Raw genomic sequence first — 14,774 nt, forward strand, 5'->3', positions numbered from 1 at the left:
GACCAACGGGTCGCCTGTCCTTGCTGCAGCCACTGGGCCATGGTAGGTGGGGAGAACCTCGGCTCAATCGGGGACTTGGCTACCCACCAGGTTCTACACTGACGCGGTGGGCAGCATTCCGGCCGGCGACGATGTTCTCGACCCCGACGAACCAACCTACGATTTGGCCCGGGTGGCCGAGCTGCTCGGGGTACCGCTCAGCAAGGTGCACCAGCAGCTGCGGGAAGGTCAGCTGGTCGGGGTGCGGCGCGCAGGCGGTGTGGTCGTGCCGCAGGTGTTCTTCACCCCCTCCGGTGAGGTGGTCAAGAGCCTGCCCGGGCTGCTGACGATCCTGCACGACGGCGGTTATCACGAGACCGAGATCGTGCGCTGGCTGTTTACCCGTGATCCGTCGCTGACCATCACCCGCGACGGATCGCGCGACGCCATCAGCAACGCCCGCCCGGTGGATGCGCTGCACGCCCACCAGGCCCGCGAGGTCGTGCGCCGGGCGCAGGCTATGGCATACTAGCGACCCGCGGCTCCGGTGCCCGGTACAGCGAATACCAGGCCAGCAGCGCCGACGCGGTCGCCAGGCCGACGTGCAGCCAGGAATACATGCCGTGCGAGCCGTCGGGTTTGAAGATCACCATGACCCACGTCGAGACCCCGGCGATCGCCGCCATCCAGCGCCGTGACTGGGCCAGCGGAGCCAGCACCGCCAGCGGCCAGGAGTAGTACCACGGCAAGGCGGCGGGCACGAACAACACCACGATCAGCATCGCCCACACGATGCCGGTCAGCACGGCCCGGTCGTCGCGTCGGAACCGCCACCACAACACCGGCAGCGACACCGCGATGATCGTGATGCCGATGAGCCGGGTGACCCGCAGCAACGGGTAGAAGTCGACCGCGAAGAACCCGCTGCCAAAGGCGTGGATGAGGTTGGCCGCCGCGGTCGGCGCGGTCAGCCAGTTGATGATCTTCACCGACCCGGCCAGCGCGGACAGCCAGCCCAGGCCGACACCGGCCAACGCGGACAACACCGCGAACACCACCGCGCAGATCACCAGGGATGACAAGGCGGCCGCCAGGAACGCCGGGACCTGCCGGTATCCGCGGTCGGCGCGCAGATGACGCGCCCATACCCAAAACAGGAACGGCAACGCCAGCCCGGCGGTGGCTTTGACCGCGGTGGCGACCGTCAGCAGCGTGACGCCCGCGACATGGTGGCGCTGCAGGGTCAGCGCGATGCCGGCGGCCATCAGGCCCACCATGAGCATCTCGTTGTGCACCCCGCCCATCAGATGGATGAGCACCAGGGGGTTGAGAACGCAGATCCACAGCGCGGTGGGGCCGTCGGCGCCCAGCTGGCGAGCCAGCCGGGGAGCGGCCCAGATCAGCAGCGCCAGCCCGGGCAGCATGCACAACCGCAGCAGCATGGTTCCGGCGACGACGTTGTTGCCGGTGATCACCGTGACCAGCTTGGCGACCAGGATGAACGCCGGACCATAGGGCGCGGTGGTGATCGTCCAGATCGGGCTGACATCGTCCAGCAGCGGATTCGGGTTACCCACCGGACCGACGGCGTAGGGGTCCAGGCCGTCGCGCAGCAGCGCCCCCTGGGCCAGGTACGAGTAGGTGTCGCGGCTGAAGACGGGGACCGACAGCAGCAACGGCGCCAACCAGAAGGCGGTGGTGGCCCGCATGGTGAACTCGGTGGCCGCCCGGGCCAAAACACGTTGACCCAACCTCAGCCACGCGATCAGCATGAGCGCCACACCCAGCCACAACAGCATCGACGACAGCACCAGCCCGTGGCCAAAGCGCAGCCAGGACAGGTGAAACGATTCCAGCAGCGGGTCATGCTGGCGGGTGCTGCCCGCGCCCAGCCCGCCCGCGGTGATCAGCGCCGCTGCCAGCAAACCCAGCCGCGCCGGCCCGGCCTCCGGGGCCGTCGCGAACCCGCAGAATTGCGAAAGGCGTTGACCAACAGATACTTTAGCCGCAGTGTCGGCTTCCGGGGTGGGACTGGGAATCATCGCTCAAGCGGACCGGTCGGTGGCCATCCTGGCCAGCTCGGACAACCCGGCCTTGGCTGCCGCGTTGATGGGTGCCGACGCCAGCGTGGTCAGCGCCCGTTGGGTGAGCGCGGCGATGCGGCTCTCGGCTGCGGCCAGTGCGCCCACGCCCTCGATCACCGCGCACAGCTCGCGCACCTGCGCGTCGGTCAGCTTCGTGCCGATCGAGGTCCGTAACAGCTGGGCCGCCGCCGGATCCGACTCCTCCGCCAAGGCGGCGGCCTCGGCCAGCAGCACGGTGCGCTTTCCGGACCTCAGGTCGTCGCCGGACGGCTTGCCGGTCACCGCCGGATCCCCGAACACCCCGAGCACGTCGTCGCGCAGCTGGAAGGCCACCCCGAGGTCGTTGCCGAACTGGCCGAAGATGGCCGCCACGTGGGGTCGGTCGGCGGCGGCCGCCACCCCGAGTTGCAGCGGTCGGGAGACCGTGTAGCCGGCGGTCTTGAAGGTGGCCACGGTCATCGCCGAGGCTATCGACTCGGCCGCGCTGGCCTCGGCGACGATGTCGAGGTATTGCCCGCCCAGCACCTCGGTGCGGATGTCGGACCAGACGCGGTGGACCCGCCGCGCCGCGTCGGGTGACAGGGCGGCCTGGCAGACCTCGGAGACGATGTCATCGGCCCAGGCCTGCGCCACGCCACCGAGCAAGATGGCCGCCGAGATCCCGAACTGCTCGGCCGGGCCTCGCCAGTTCCGCTCGCGGTGCAGCGACGCGAAGTGCATATGGGCCGTCGGCCCGCCGCGGCGGGTGGCCGAGGCGTCGATGACGTCGTCGTGCACCAGCGCCCAGGCGTGCAGCAGTTCCAGCGCGGAAAACAGCAGCAGCACATCGGCAGCGGGCTCCTCGGGTGCCACGGCGCGCCAGCCCCAGTAAGCGAAGATCGGCCGCAGCCGTTTGCCGCTGCGCAGTGCGAAGCTTTCCAGCCAGGCCGTCAAGACGTCGTAGTCGGCGCCCCCCGGAACGGCAATGTAGGCGGCCTCCCTGCGACGCACGCGCAGGTAACGTCGCAGTTGGTCGGTGATTGCGCTGGCCAACTCGGCGGTTGCCGGTGCTGCCGGCGCATTGTGGCTCAGCGCGGCGCCCCTTTCCGGTCGGCATCTACTCTGGCCCGACAGTGTATTCTGCCTGGGCTTAGGTGGCGGCTTGTGCCCGACGTGGGCGAGACTTTGTTGAGGCCGACTTGCTGTTCGCCGGCAAGCGGGTGGTATCCCCGCGCCCCTATGCTGGCGTGGTGGCCTGGGGTGGCTGGCCCGCCCAGCACCACAGGGTATGCGCGGCGTGGCGCGGTCGGGGAATGAGGAATCGAACGAAGAGGAGCCGTGTGACGCTGAACACCATCGCGCTCGAGCTGGTGCCACCGAATGTGGACGGTGGCAAAGAACGGGCACTGGAAGATGCAAGCAAAGTGCTGCGGTACTCGGCCGAGTCCGGCCTGGACGGCCGGATCCGACACGTGATGATTCCGGGGATGATCGCCGAGGACGACGATCGTCCCGTCCCGATGCGGCACAAGCTGGACGTGCTGGACTTCTGGTCCATCATCAAGCCGGAGTTGCCGGGCCTGGCCGGCCTGTGCACGCAGGTCACCGCATTCATGGACGAGTCATCCCTGCGCCAGCGACTCACCGACCTGTCCGCCGCTGGCCTGGAGGGCGTGGTCTTCGTCGGCGTGCCGCGCACGATGAACGACGGCGAGGGCTGCGGCGTGGCGCCGACCGACGCCTTGTCGATCTATCGCGAGTTGGTGCCCAACCGCGGCGTGATCGTGATCCCCACCCGAGACGGCGAACAGGGCCGGTTCGATTTCAAGTGCCAGCGGGGCGCCACCTACGGCATGACCCAGTTGCTGTATTCCGACGCGATCGTGGATTTCCTGACCGAGTTCGCCAAGAGCACCGATCATCGGCCCGAAATCCTGCTGTCGTTCGGCTTCGTGCCTGCGGTCGAGGACCGTGTCGGCCTGATCCGTTGGCTGATCCAGGATCCGGGCAACGCCGCGGTGGCCGATGAGCAGGCATTCGTGAAGAAGTTGGCGGCTAGCGAACCCGCTCAGAAGCGCCGGCTGATGGTCGAGCTGTACCAGCGCGTAATAGACGGCGTGGCCGACCTGGGCTTTCCGCTCAGCGTCCATCTCGAGGCAACGTATGGCGTTTCCGGTCCGGCTTTCGAGACCTTCGCGGAGATGCTTGCCTACTGGGCGCCCGACAACGGGGGTAGCCATTTCTAGCTGGGCGGCTGGTCGCCCGATGCGGTGAACCGGGGGGAGCGGTCCCGGCCGAGCCAGGCCAGCAGGGCCACCACCCCGGCGGCGGTGAACGACGCGATTCCCAGCCAGATGCCCGCCCCGGTGAACGAGCGGGTGTTGGGATCGGTGTAGCGGGCCTGCGCGGTCATGGTGCTGACCACGCCCGGCTTGAGCTTCCACTGCACCACCTCGGGCTCGATCCGGTCACCGTTGGTGGAGGTCACCGGTCCCGGGAAGGCGACGGTCAACACGACGTCGGCGTCCGGATCGGTCAGTGACGTCAGATCGACCCGGCCCTCCAGGATCACCAGGTTGCCGTTTCGGCGCAGCGACAGACTGACTCCGGCGGCGTCGGAGTTCATGTTGGCCAGCTGCGGCAGCTCGGCGAAGGTCAGATCGGAAAACACCGCCTGCGACCCCACGTAGCCATCGCTGTCGTAGTTCGAGACGGCAACCTTCTGGCCGAACGCCACGTTGTTGCTGTCGAGCTGCGGACCGATGTCTTTGCTGGTTTTGGGTTTGGCCGCGGCGACGATCTCCCCGGACACCAGGTCATCGGGCGAGATGGTGATCGATGCTCGGACCCGCAAGCACCCGGTCGCCAGGGGTACCAGCATCAGCAGCATCGCGATGGCCAGCACCCGGCGCGGCCGGGCACTGAGTGCCCGGGATCCTCGGGCTGGAATTGGGGCAGAGCTGGCAGGCACCAGGTCATCGTGCCAGACCCGGTGTGGCCGCGTCGGCGCGCCGTCGCGGACGCGGGTACTACCGGTAGCGCGGGGGTTATAGAGGTAGCGCGCGGCCCAGGATCGCGAACGCCCGTGGGTCACCGGAGAAGTAGTAGCCGCGGATGACGTCGGTGAAACCCAGCCGCCGGTACAACCGCCACGCCCGGTTGGCTTCACCGATGGTCTCCGGCGTGGAGAGCAGGACGTGGTGCTCCCGGCGACCGGCGAGCAGTCGGCGGGTCAATGCCTCGCCGAGGCCACGGCCTTGGGCACGGGGATGAATGTGCAATTCGGTCAACTCGAAGTAGCTGGACATCAACCGGTCGATCGCCTGGGGTGGGAAGCCGCTGCGTTGCAGGCCCAGGATGACCTGCTGTTGCCACCACTGACCCGGTGCCCCGGGGTAGCCGTAGGCAACGCCGAGCATGGGCGCGCCGCGCAATTCGGCGGGCGTGGGACCGGCGCGCTCGCCGGCTCGCGTTGCCGCCGTTGGATCGACCGCGTCGGTGGCGTGGTCGCAAGCTATCTCGACGGCCGCGACCGCCTGCCAGCCGCGCCGCTGGGTATGTTCCCGCCACATGGCGGCGCGCTGGTTCTCGGTGCCCCTGGGGTAGCGCATCGCGTCGACATACACACGCAGCGCGTCGCCGAGGCGGCGTTCCATATCGTTGGGCGCCAGATCGATGAGGAATATCGCCAACTCGCGGTGTCCTCCTCAAACACTGACCCGGCGCGGTGCGTCTCCACCAGTATCGGATGTGGCGCGGGCGGCTCGACGAGCGGTCGCTGTGTGGGGCCGCAGGGCCATTGCGGCCCAACGCGTCCCTGCGGCGTCACCGGTGCGCGGACGGATAGAATCGCCCGCGAACCAGTGGTACGGCGCAGATCGACCTCGTATCATCTGAGTTAGTTGCCCCCACAACGGGCATCGGCATGCTATCGGTAGTTACGTGACGGTCTGTCGGCAAGGAGGGACGTATGCCACTCTCCGATCATGAGCAGAGGATGCTCGACCAGATCGAGAGCGCTCTCTACGCCGAGGACCCCAAGTTCGCCTCGACGGTCCGTGGCGGGGGCTTTCGGGCGCCGACCGCACGGCGGCGTCTGCAGGGCGCGGCGTTGTTCGTCATCGGCCTGGGGATGCTGGTTTCCGGTGTGGCGTTCAAGGCCACGATGATCGGAAGCTTCCCCATTCTCAGTGTTTTCGGCTTCGTGGCGATGTTCGCCGGTGTGGTGTTTGCCATCACCGGTCCCCGGCTGCCGGGTAGGGCGGACCACGGCGGACCGGGATCGGGGTCCGGGTCAGGGCGCCAACGTCGCGGCAAGGGTGCCGGTGGCTCGTTCACCAGCCGGATGGAGGACCGGTTCCGGCGTCGCTTCGACGAGTAGCCGAACGCGCCACGATGTGGCGGGCAGCCTAGGCTGCCCCATTGTCACCAGTCTGGGCTGCCCCATTGTCACACCGGGTTGACCGTACTGAGCCGCAGTTGTGACGCGCCGTCACCCGAAATTGGCCCCACTCGGCCCCACTTCCACCCCGTCTACCGGTCAGTGCCTTCTGAAATGCTGTTTTCTTGACATCGCTGGCGTGTTGGGTGGGCGCTGGAACTGGCCCGCACCCGATGTGGGGTGACGGATCGGCCGCGAAACACGGCCACGACACCCCATTAATGGGGCAAAGTGGGGGATTGTGGGGTATGGTGGCTGAAGCGTTCGGGTAGGTCGGAGCGACCCTGGGTGGAGGTGGCCTGGTGTTTCTCGGCACCTACACGCCCAAACTCGACGACAAGGGTCGGCTGACGTTGCCGGCCAAGTTTCGCGACGCATTGGCAGGGGGGTTGATGGTCACCAAGAGCCAAGATCACAGCCTGGCCGTCTACCCGCGTGCGGAGTTCGAGCTGCTGGCGCGCCGGGCGAGCAAGGCGCCGCGAAGCAACCCGGAAGCCCGAGCGTTTTTGCGTCACCTCGCAGCGGGCACCGACGAACAACATCCCGACGGCCAGGGCCGGATCACGCTGTCGGCCGACCATCGGCGCTACGCGGGCCTGTCTAAGGATTGCGTGGTGATCGGCGCGGTCGATTACCTCGAGATCTGGGATGCCCAGGCCTGGCACAACTACCAGCAAATCCATGAAGAGAACTTCTCCGCGGCCAGCGATGAAGCACTCGGCGACATCTTCTGAGGTGCATGCCCCTGCACCGTGGTCTCTGCCCGAACCGACCCTGGCGTACTTCCCCAACGCCAGGTTCGTGCCTTCGGACAGGGACCAGGGTGCACGGACGCCACGCGTCAGGTACCGCCAGACCCGGGGAGGTGTCCCAATGGCTGACGAATCTGGCTCCGGGTCAGCTGATTTCGGCCACGTGCCGGTGCTGGCGCACCGTTGCGTCGAGTTGCTCACCCCGGCACTGACCCGATACGACCCGGCGGGATCGAAGGCGGTCCTGGTCGACGCCACCGTGGGCGCGGGCGGGCACGCGGAGCGGTTTCTGTCATCCCTGCCGGGCCTGCGGCTGATCGGACTCGACCGGGACCCGAGCGCTTTGGACATCGCCCGGGCTCGGTTGGCGCGTTTCGCCGGCCGGCTCACGCTGGTGCACGCGCGCTATGACGACCTCGCCGCGGCGCTGACCGAATCCGGTTACAGCGCAATGGAATCGGTGGATGGCGTGTTATTCGATCTGGGTGTCTCGTCGATGCAGCTCGACCGCGCCGAGCGAGGATTCGCCTACGCCAAGGACGCGCCGCTGGACATGCGGATGGACCCGTCCGCAGCGCTGACGGCGGCCGACATCGTCAACACCTACGACGAGGCCGAACTGGCTGACATTTTGCGCCGCTACGGTGAGGAACGATTCGCGCACCGCATTGCCGCCCAGATCGTCCGCCAGCGCGCACGAGCCCCGCTCACCTCGACCGCCGAGCTGGTTGCCCTGCTCTACAAGGCGATTCCGGCTGGGGCCCGGCGCACCGGCGGGCATCCGGCCAAACGAACGTTCCAGGCGCTGCGCATCGCGGTCAACGACGAGCTGGAGTCGCTGAGCCGCGCCCTGCCCGCGGCGCTGGCGGCCCTTACCGTCGCCGGGCGCATCGTGGTGCTGGCCTACCAATCGCTGGAGGACCGGATGGTCAAGCGGGTGTTCGCCGAGGCGGTCGCCTCCCGAACGCCGCCCGGACTCCCGGTCGAACTTCCCGGCCACGGGCCGCGATTCCGGTCACTGACGCGCGGCGCTGAACGAGCGGACGCGGCCGAGGTGGAGCGCAACCCCCGCAGCGCCGCCGTGCGGTTGCGGGCACTGCAACGAATAGGGAAGGGCGGTTGATGAAGGCCAAGCGCGAGGCGCCCAGACGCCGCAACGGCGATCGTCGCAGCCGACTCGACGGCGCCGTCCGAACGGGCAGGCGCTCCGCGGCCGACTCGGCGTCATCGCGTCGCGCCCGAGCCGGCAAGCCCACCGCGCCGAATCGAGAGGCGCGGGTGCCCACGTCGGGGCCGCACACCAGCCCGCTGCCGCGCCCGGTCGAGCGGCCGGCCCGGCCCAAGAACACCGTCCAGGCAAAGGCACGAGCCAAGGCACGCCAGGCCAAGGCACCAAAAGTCATCCGGCCCAAGCCGATTGAGCGATGGGCCGCGCGGCTGGCAGCGATCGACCTGCGACCGCGCACGTTGGCGAGCAGGGTTCCCTTCGTCGTGCTGGTCATCGGTTCACTCGGGGTTGGACTGGGTCTGACGCTGTGGTTGTCCACCGACGCCGCCGAGCGCTCCTACCAGCTGGGCCACGCCCGGGAACGGACCCGGATGCTGCAACAGCAGAAGGAGGCGCTGGAACGCGACGTGCGTGCGGCAGAATCCGCGCCGGCGTTGGCCGAGGCGGCCCGCAACCAGGGCATGATCCCGACCAGGGACACCGCCCATCTGGTGCCGGCCCCCGACGGTGGTTGGGTGGTGGTCGGCACTCCCAAACCGGCCGACGGCGTTCCGCCGCCGCCGCTGAACACCAAGCTGCCCGACGAGGGGCCGCCGCCCCCCAAGCCGCCGGCCGTCCCCCCCGAGGTTCCCGTCCGGCTGTCACCGGGTCCGGGTGACCCCCCGCCGCCGGCGCGGCCCGGCCCGCAGCTCCTGCTGCGCGCTCCAGACGGTGCGTCGACGCTGGGCACCGCGCCGTGGCCGACTCAGCTGCCGCAGCCCCCCGGTCCGGGGCCGGCGGAAGTGCCCACGCCGCAACCATCTCCGGCCCCGGGCGGGCTCCAGGTCCCCGCGCCGCTGCCGGTCAACGGCGAGCAGTTCGGCCCGGTCGCCACCACCGCGCCAGGGATCCCCAGGTGAGTCGCGGCGACACCCGCCGGGCGCGTCCGGGGCGGTCCAGGCGTCCCGCGCGCGGGTCCGCCGAACCGGTCCCGGCGGGTCGCTCGGCGCGGCAGCGGCGCACCCGCCAGGCGGTGGACGTGGCCACCCGCGGTGCGTCGTTCGTGTTCCGGCATCGGGCCGGCAACGCGGTGATTGTCGTGTTGCTGATGGTGGCCGCGACGCAGCTGTTCTTCCTGCAGGTGTCACACGCCGCCGACCTGCGGGCCCAGGCCGCCGGCCAGCTCAAGGTCACCGACGTCGAACGGGCGGTACGCGGCGCCATCGTCGACCGCCACAACGACCGGCTGGCGTTCACCATCGAGGCACGCGCATTGACGTTCCAGCCCAAGCGAATCCGCCAGCAACTGGAGGAGGCCAGGCAGAAATCCGCGCGCGCACCGGACCCGCAGCAGCGGCTGACCGACATCGCCAAGGAGATCGCCGGAAAGCTGAACAACAAGCCCGACGCCGCGACCTTGCTGAAGAAGCTGCACAGCAACGAGTCCTTTGTCTACCTGGCGCGTGCCGTCGACCCCGCCATCGCCGCCGCGATAACCGAGAAGTATCCCGAAGTCGGTTCCGAGCGGCAGGATCTGCGCCAATATCCGGGCGGCTCGCTGGCGGCCAACGTGATTGGCGGCATCGACTGGGACGGCCATGGGCTGCTGGGCCTGGAGGACGCCCTGGATGCCGTGCTGGCCGGAACCGACGGCTCGGTCACCTACGACCGCGGGTCAGACGGTGTGGTCATTCCCGGCAGTTACCGCAATCGGCACAAGGCGGTGCACGGGTCGACCGTCCAGCTCACCCTCGACAGCGACGTCCAGTTCTATGTGCAGCAGCAGGTGCAGCAGGCAAAGAACCTGTCGGGTGCCCGCAACGTCTCGGCCGTCGTGCTCGACGCCAAGACCGGCGAAGTGCTCGCCATGGCCAACGACAACACGTTCGACCCGTCGCAAGACATCGGGCGGCAGGGCGACAAGCAGCTGGGCAATTTGGCGGTGTCTTCGCCGTTCGAGCCGGGGTCGGTGAACAAGATCATCACCGCGTCCTCGGTGATCGAGTACGGGCTCTCCCACCCCGACGAGGTGCTGCAGGTGCCCGGCTCGATCCAGATGGGTGGCGTCGCCGTGCACGACGCTTGGGAGCACGGCGTGATGCCGTACACCACCACCGGTGTGTTCGGCAAGTCCTCCAACGTCGGCACGCTGATGCTGGCGCAGCGGGTCGGCCCGGAGCGCTATTACGACATGGTCCGCAGGTTCGGGCTGGGTCAGCGCACCGGGGTGGGGCTACCGGGTGAGAGCGCGGGAGTGGTGCCGCCGATCGACCAGTGGTCGGGCAGCACATTCTCGAACCTGCCTATCGGCCAAGGGCTTTCGATGACCTTGCTGCAGATGACGGCCATGTACCAGGCGATCGCCAACGACGGGGTGCGGATCCCCCCACGGATCCTCAAGGCCACCATCGCACCCGACGGCACCCGGACCGAAGAGCCGCGACCCGACGGGGTCCGGGTGGTGTCGGCGCACACCGCGCAGACGGTGCGTCAGATGCTGCGCGCCGTCGTGCAGCACGACCCGATGGGCTACCAGCAGGGCACCGGGCCGGCGGCCGCGGTTCCCGGCTATCAGATGGCCGGCAAGACCGGGACCGCACAGCAGATCAACCCCGGCTGTGGCTGCTATTTCGACAACGTCTACTGGATCACCTTCGCCGGTATGGCCACCGTGGACAATCCCCGCTACGTGATCGGCCTGATGATGGACAACCCGGAGCGCAACTCCGACGGTTCGCCGGGCCACTCGGCGGCCCCGCTGTTCCACAACATCGCGGCCTGGCTGATGCAGCGCGAGAACGTCCCGCTGTCACCCGACCCGGGACCGCCGCTGGTGTTGCAGGCCAGCTGAGCCGGGTGCGCCCTGCCGTGCGCCGTCATTGGCTGCACGTCGGGCCTGCCGCACCCGCGACCGACTCGACAAAACGGCTCCCGACGCCCTGGTGGAGGTAGCTAGCATTAGGGCGACCGAGGAGCGCGATGTTGGGCGTGAGTGAATCGCTGCCGCAGGGCACGGTGACGTTGCTGGTAGCCGATGTGGAGGGGTCGACGGGGCTGTGGGATGCCCACCCCGAGGAGATGAGCGCCGCGGTCGAGCGCCTCGATGCAGTGTTGGCCGGCGTGACCGCCGCGTATGACGGAGTACGGCCGGTCGAGCAGGGTGCGGGTGACAGTTTTGTGATCGCGTTCACGCGCGTCTCCGATGCGGTGGCCGCAGCTGTGGACCTGCAGCGGGCGCCGCTGGCCCCGATTCGATTGCGCATCGGCATTCACACCGGAGAGGTGCGGCCGCGCGACCCGGGCAACTACGCCGGTCCGACCATGATCCGGACGGCGCGCCTGCGTGATCTGGCGCATGGGGGCCAGACGGTGTTGTCGGGTACCGCCGAGAGCCTGGTCCTCGATCGGCTGCCCGACGGGGCATGGCTGGTTGACCTGGGGACTCATCGGCTGGGTGATCTGCCGCGGCCGGAGCGGGTGGTCCAGCTATGCCATCCCGATCTGTGTGTCGATTTTCCGCCGTTGCGGGCCACCGATGACGTGCCGGCTCATGGCCTCCCGGTGCACTTGACGCGTTTCGTGGGACGCACCGCGCAGATCAGTGAGGTCCATCAGCTGGTGGCCGACAACCGGCTGGTCACCCTGACCGGCCCGGGCGGGGTGGGCAAGACCCGGTTGGCGGCCACGGTCGCGGCCCAGGTCGCCGGGGAGTTTGGCGGTGCGTGGTTCGTGGACCTGGCGCCGATCACCGACCCCGATCTGGTGCCGATCACGGTGGCGCGCACGCTGGGCCTGCACGATCAGCCGGGCCGTTCCACGACGGACACCGTGCTGCGATTCCTTGGTCGGCGGCGCGCGTTGCTGGTGCTGGACAACTGCGAGCACCTGATCGAGGCGGTCGCGGTCTTGGTGGTGGCCCTGGTGGGGGCGTGTCCGGGGGTGCGGCTGTTGGCGACCAGTCGTGAGCCGATCCGCGTTTCGGGTGAGGTGAGCTACCGGGTGCCGCCGCTGTCGCTGGCTGATGAGGCCATCCAGATGTTCAGCTTTCGGGCCCGGCGGGTTCGGCCTGATTTCCGTCTCTCCGATGACAACTGTGCGTTGGTGACCCAGATTTGTCAGCGCCTCGACGGTTTGCCGCTGGCGATCGAGCTGGCTGCGGCGCGGGTGCGGGCGTTGTCGCTGCCCGATATCCTCGATGGGCTGCGTGACCGATTTCAGCTGTTGACCGGTGGTGCGCGTACCTTGTCGCGGCGCCATCAGACGCTGTGGGCCTCGGTGGATTGGTCGTATGCGCTGTTGACCGAACCCGAACGCGTCTTGTTCCGCAGGCTAGGGGTGTTTGCAGGGTGCTTTGTTCTCGATGACGCGCAAGCGGTCGCCGGTTGTGGTGATGTTCAGCGCTATCAGGTCCTCGACGAGCTCACCCTGCTGGTCGATAAGTCGCTGGTGATGGCCGAGGAAAGGGGCGGGCGAACCTACTACCGGCTGCTGGAGACGATGCGCGAATACGCGCTGGAAAGGCTCGATGAGGCCGGCGAGGTCGACGGCGTCCGGGCGCGCCACCGCGACCACTACACCGCGCTGGCGGCCCTGCTCGACGACCCGGGCCGGGTGGACTATGCCCAGCGTCTCGACCAGGCTGAGATCGAGATCGACAACCTGCGGGCCGCCTTCGGGTGGAGCCGGGAGAATTCCGATGCCGAACCGGCCTTGGCGCTGGCGTCCGCGCTGCTGCCGGTGTGGATGACCCGGGGCCGCATCCGGGAGGGGCGGGCCTGGTTTGATGCCATCCTCGGCGCCGAGAAAGCCGACGAGAGCACCGTCCGGACCGAGGTGGCGCCTGCGGTGCGCGCGCGGGCGCTTGCCGACAGGGCGCTGCTGGATATCTTCGTCGACGCCGCCGCGGGCATGGAGCAGGCCCAACGGGCACTGGCGATCGCGCGCGAGGTCGACGACCCGACGCTGCTGTCCCGCACGCTCACGGCCTGTGGGCTGGTCGCCGTGGCGGTGGCCCGCGCCGAGGTGGCCGCACCGTACTTCGCCGAGGCGATCGAGCTCGCCCGCGCCCTTGACGATCGGTGGCGGCTGGCCCAAATCCTCACGTTTCAGGCAATCGACGCGGTGGTGGCCGGTTGCCCGATCGCGGCGCGCACGTCCGCCGAGGAGGGACGCAAACTGGCGGATGCCATCGGCGATCGATCCGATTCGCTGTGGTGCCGATGGTGTCTCGGGTTCGCACAACTGATGCGGGGGGATCTGGCCCAGGCCGCAGCACAATTCCGCGAGGTCGTCGCCGAGGCCGAGGCGGCTCACGAAGTCATGCACAAGGCGAATAGCCTGCAGGGCCTGTCCTTTGCCCTTTCCTTACGGGGGGAGCCGAGTGCGGCTCGGGCGGCAGCGGATGCGGCCCTCACCGCTGCCGATCTGGGCGAGTACTTCGCGGGCATGGGCTATTCGGCGTTGGCCACCACCGCGCTGGCGTCGGGCGACGTGGAAACGGCGAAGCATGCCAGCCAGGCGGCCTGGCAGAACCTGAGCGTGGCCATGCCCCAGACGGCGGCGGCTCAGCGCGCGTTCAATGCCGAGGTTGCGTTGGCCGACGGGGATCTCGTCGCGGCCCGACGCTGGTGCGACGATGCCGTGCAGTCGATGACCGGCCGGCATTTGACGGTGGCGTTGACGGCGCGCGCCAGGATCGCGATCGCCGAAGGCAAGCGGGCAGAAGCGGAACGTGACGCACACAAGGCGCTCGCCTGCGCGGCCGACAGCGGGGCGCACGTGGATCTGCCGGATGTGTTCGAATGCCTTGCCGGTTTGGCCGGCGACGCGGGCAATCACCGGGAAGCGGCCAGGCTTTTCGGCGCGGCCGAGGCCATCCGGCGGCGATTCGGCTTGGTCCGCTTCGCGATTCACCAGGCCGGATATGAGGAGTCGGTGGCGGCGCTCCGGGATGCGATGGGTGCGAGCGACTTCGACAGCTGCTGGGCGGCCGGTGAGGCGTTGTCCACCGACGAGGCGATCGGGTATGCGCAGCGTGGCCGCTCCTGGCGAAAACGGCCGGCCACCGGTTGGGAGTCACTTACGCCCACCGAGATCGACGTCGTGCGACTGGTGACGGAAGGATTGGCCAACAAGGACATTGCCACCCGGCTTTTCGTCTCACCTCGGACGGTGCAAACCCACCTGACCCACATCTACACCAAACTCGGCTTCAGCTCTCGCGTCCAGCTCGTCCAAGCGGCGGCTAACCGCACCGAGATATCGCACGCCGTGCCTGAGGTGTATTGCGGCGCGGCCGCCGGGGCCACAGGGGTCGGCACCGCTAGTGTCCA

The 14,774-nt window shown here is 68.7% G+C and carries 11 protein-coding genes and 1 pseudogene; 8 read left to right on the plus strand and 4 right to left on the minus strand.

All coding sequences use genetic code 11. The features are described from left to right. Positions 1 to 106 precede the first annotated feature (106 nt). On the plus strand, positions 107 to 511 hold the full coding sequence (locus G6N20_RS05465; protein WP_083046871.1) for an Rv2175c family DNA-binding protein: 405 nt from the start codon (positions 107 to 109) through the stop codon (positions 509 to 511). Here the strand turns inward: G6N20_RS05465 and G6N20_RS05470 are convergent. Then, positions 498 to 2,021: an alpha-(1->6)-mannopyranosyltransferase A gene (locus tag G6N20_RS05470; protein ID WP_083046872.1), complete on the minus strand. Its 1,524-nt coding sequence runs from the start codon at positions 2,019 to 2,021 to the stop codon at positions 498 to 500. The genes G6N20_RS05465 and G6N20_RS05470 overlap by 14 nt on opposite strands. A gap of 3 nt (positions 2,022 to 2,024) precedes the next feature. Beyond that, entirely contained in the window at positions 2,025 to 3,095 is a 1,071-nt protein-coding gene (gene idsA2 / locus G6N20_RS05475) for a bifunctional (2E,6E)-farnesyl/geranyl diphosphate synthase (RefSeq protein ID WP_142271933.1), read from the minus strand. Between the two features lie 287 nt (positions 3,096 to 3,382). On the opposite strand from idsA2, the gene G6N20_RS05480 reads away from it, so the two are divergent. Further along, the gene (locus G6N20_RS05480; protein ID WP_083046873.1) at positions 3,383 to 4,288 is read left to right on the plus strand and encodes a mycobacterial-type methylenetetrahydrofolate reductase; all 906 of its coding nucleotides are present in this window, start codon (positions 3,383 to 3,385) and stop codon (positions 4,286 to 4,288) included. Here the strand turns inward: G6N20_RS05480 and lppM are convergent. Both lppM and G6N20_RS05490 read right to left on the minus strand, forming a co-directional pair. Beyond that, positions 4,285 to 4,932 (minus strand): lipoprotein LppM, encoded by a 648-nt coding sequence (lppM, locus tag G6N20_RS05485; RefSeq protein WP_083046923.1) that lies wholly within the window; start codon positions 4,930 to 4,932, stop codon positions 4,285 to 4,287. The two genes, G6N20_RS05480 and lppM, sit on opposite strands and share 4 nt — an antisense overlap. 157 nt (positions 4,933 to 5,089) lie before the next feature. Next, positions 5,090 to 5,734, minus strand: a complete 645-nt coding sequence (locus tag G6N20_RS05490) for a GNAT family N-acetyltransferase (RefSeq protein ID WP_083046874.1) — start codon at positions 5,732 to 5,734, stop codon at positions 5,090 to 5,092. A gap of 278 nt (positions 5,735 to 6,012) precedes the next feature. Between G6N20_RS05490 and G6N20_RS05495 the strand changes: the two genes are divergently transcribed. The 6 genes and pseudogenes from G6N20_RS05495 to G6N20_RS05520 all read left to right on the plus strand — a co-directional run. After that, entirely contained in the window at positions 6,013 to 6,423 is a 411-nt protein-coding gene (locus G6N20_RS05495; RefSeq protein WP_083046875.1) for a DUF3040 domain-containing protein, read from the plus strand. A gap of 362 nt (positions 6,424 to 6,785) precedes the next feature. Then, positions 6,786 to 7,217 (plus strand): division/cell wall cluster transcriptional repressor MraZ, encoded by a 432-nt coding sequence (gene mraZ, locus G6N20_RS05500; protein WP_083046876.1) that lies wholly within the window; start codon positions 6,786 to 6,788, stop codon positions 7,215 to 7,217. Between the two features lies 1 nt (position 7,218). After that, positions 7,219 to 8,358 carry a 16S rRNA (cytosine(1402)-N(4))-methyltransferase RsmH gene (rsmH, locus tag G6N20_RS05505; protein WP_142271934.1) on the plus strand — a complete coding sequence of 380 codons (1,140 nt, stop codon included), beginning with the start codon at positions 7,219 to 7,221 and terminating at the stop codon, positions 8,356 to 8,358. Further along, positions 8,358 to 9,362 carry a hypothetical protein gene (locus G6N20_RS05510; RefSeq protein ID WP_083046878.1) on the plus strand — a complete coding sequence of 335 codons (1,005 nt, stop codon included), beginning with the start codon at positions 8,358 to 8,360 and terminating at the stop codon, positions 9,360 to 9,362. Before rsmH ends, G6N20_RS05510 begins: the two co-directional genes overlap by 1 nt. Further along, on the plus strand, positions 9,263 to 11,293 hold the full coding sequence (locus tag G6N20_RS05515) for a peptidoglycan D,D-transpeptidase FtsI family protein (RefSeq protein WP_083046924.1): 2,031 nt from the start codon (positions 9,263 to 9,265) through the stop codon (positions 11,291 to 11,293). Before G6N20_RS05510 ends, G6N20_RS05515 begins: the two co-directional genes overlap by 100 nt. 137 nt (positions 11,294 to 11,430) lie before the next feature. Next, positions 11,431 to 14,697: pseudogene (locus G6N20_RS05520) on the plus strand (helix-turn-helix transcriptional regulator); the annotation flags it as partial. Positions 14,698 to 14,774: the final 77 nt, after the last annotated feature.

Source organism: Mycobacterium shinjukuense (assembly GCF_010730055.1).
In the GTDB taxonomy this organism is placed as follows: domain Bacteria; phylum Actinomycetota; class Actinomycetes; order Mycobacteriales; family Mycobacteriaceae; genus Mycobacterium; species Mycobacterium shinjukuense.

Coding starts and splice junctions, on each gene's coding strand:
- G6N20_RS05470 (WP_083046872.1), bottom strand. CDS start 2,021: ATGATTCCCAGTCCCACCCCGGAAGCCGACACTGCGGCTAAAGTATCT.
- lppM (WP_083046923.1), bottom strand. CDS start 4,932: ATGCTGCTGATGCTGGTACCCCTGGCGACCGGGTGCTTGCGGGTCCGA.
- G6N20_RS05495 (WP_083046875.1), top strand. CDS start 6,013: ATGCCACTCTCCGATCATGAGCAGAGGATGCTCGACCAGATCGAGAGC.
- G6N20_RS05510 (WP_083046878.1), top strand. CDS start 8,358: ATGAAGGCCAAGCGCGAGGCGCCCAGACGCCGCAACGGCGATCGTCGC.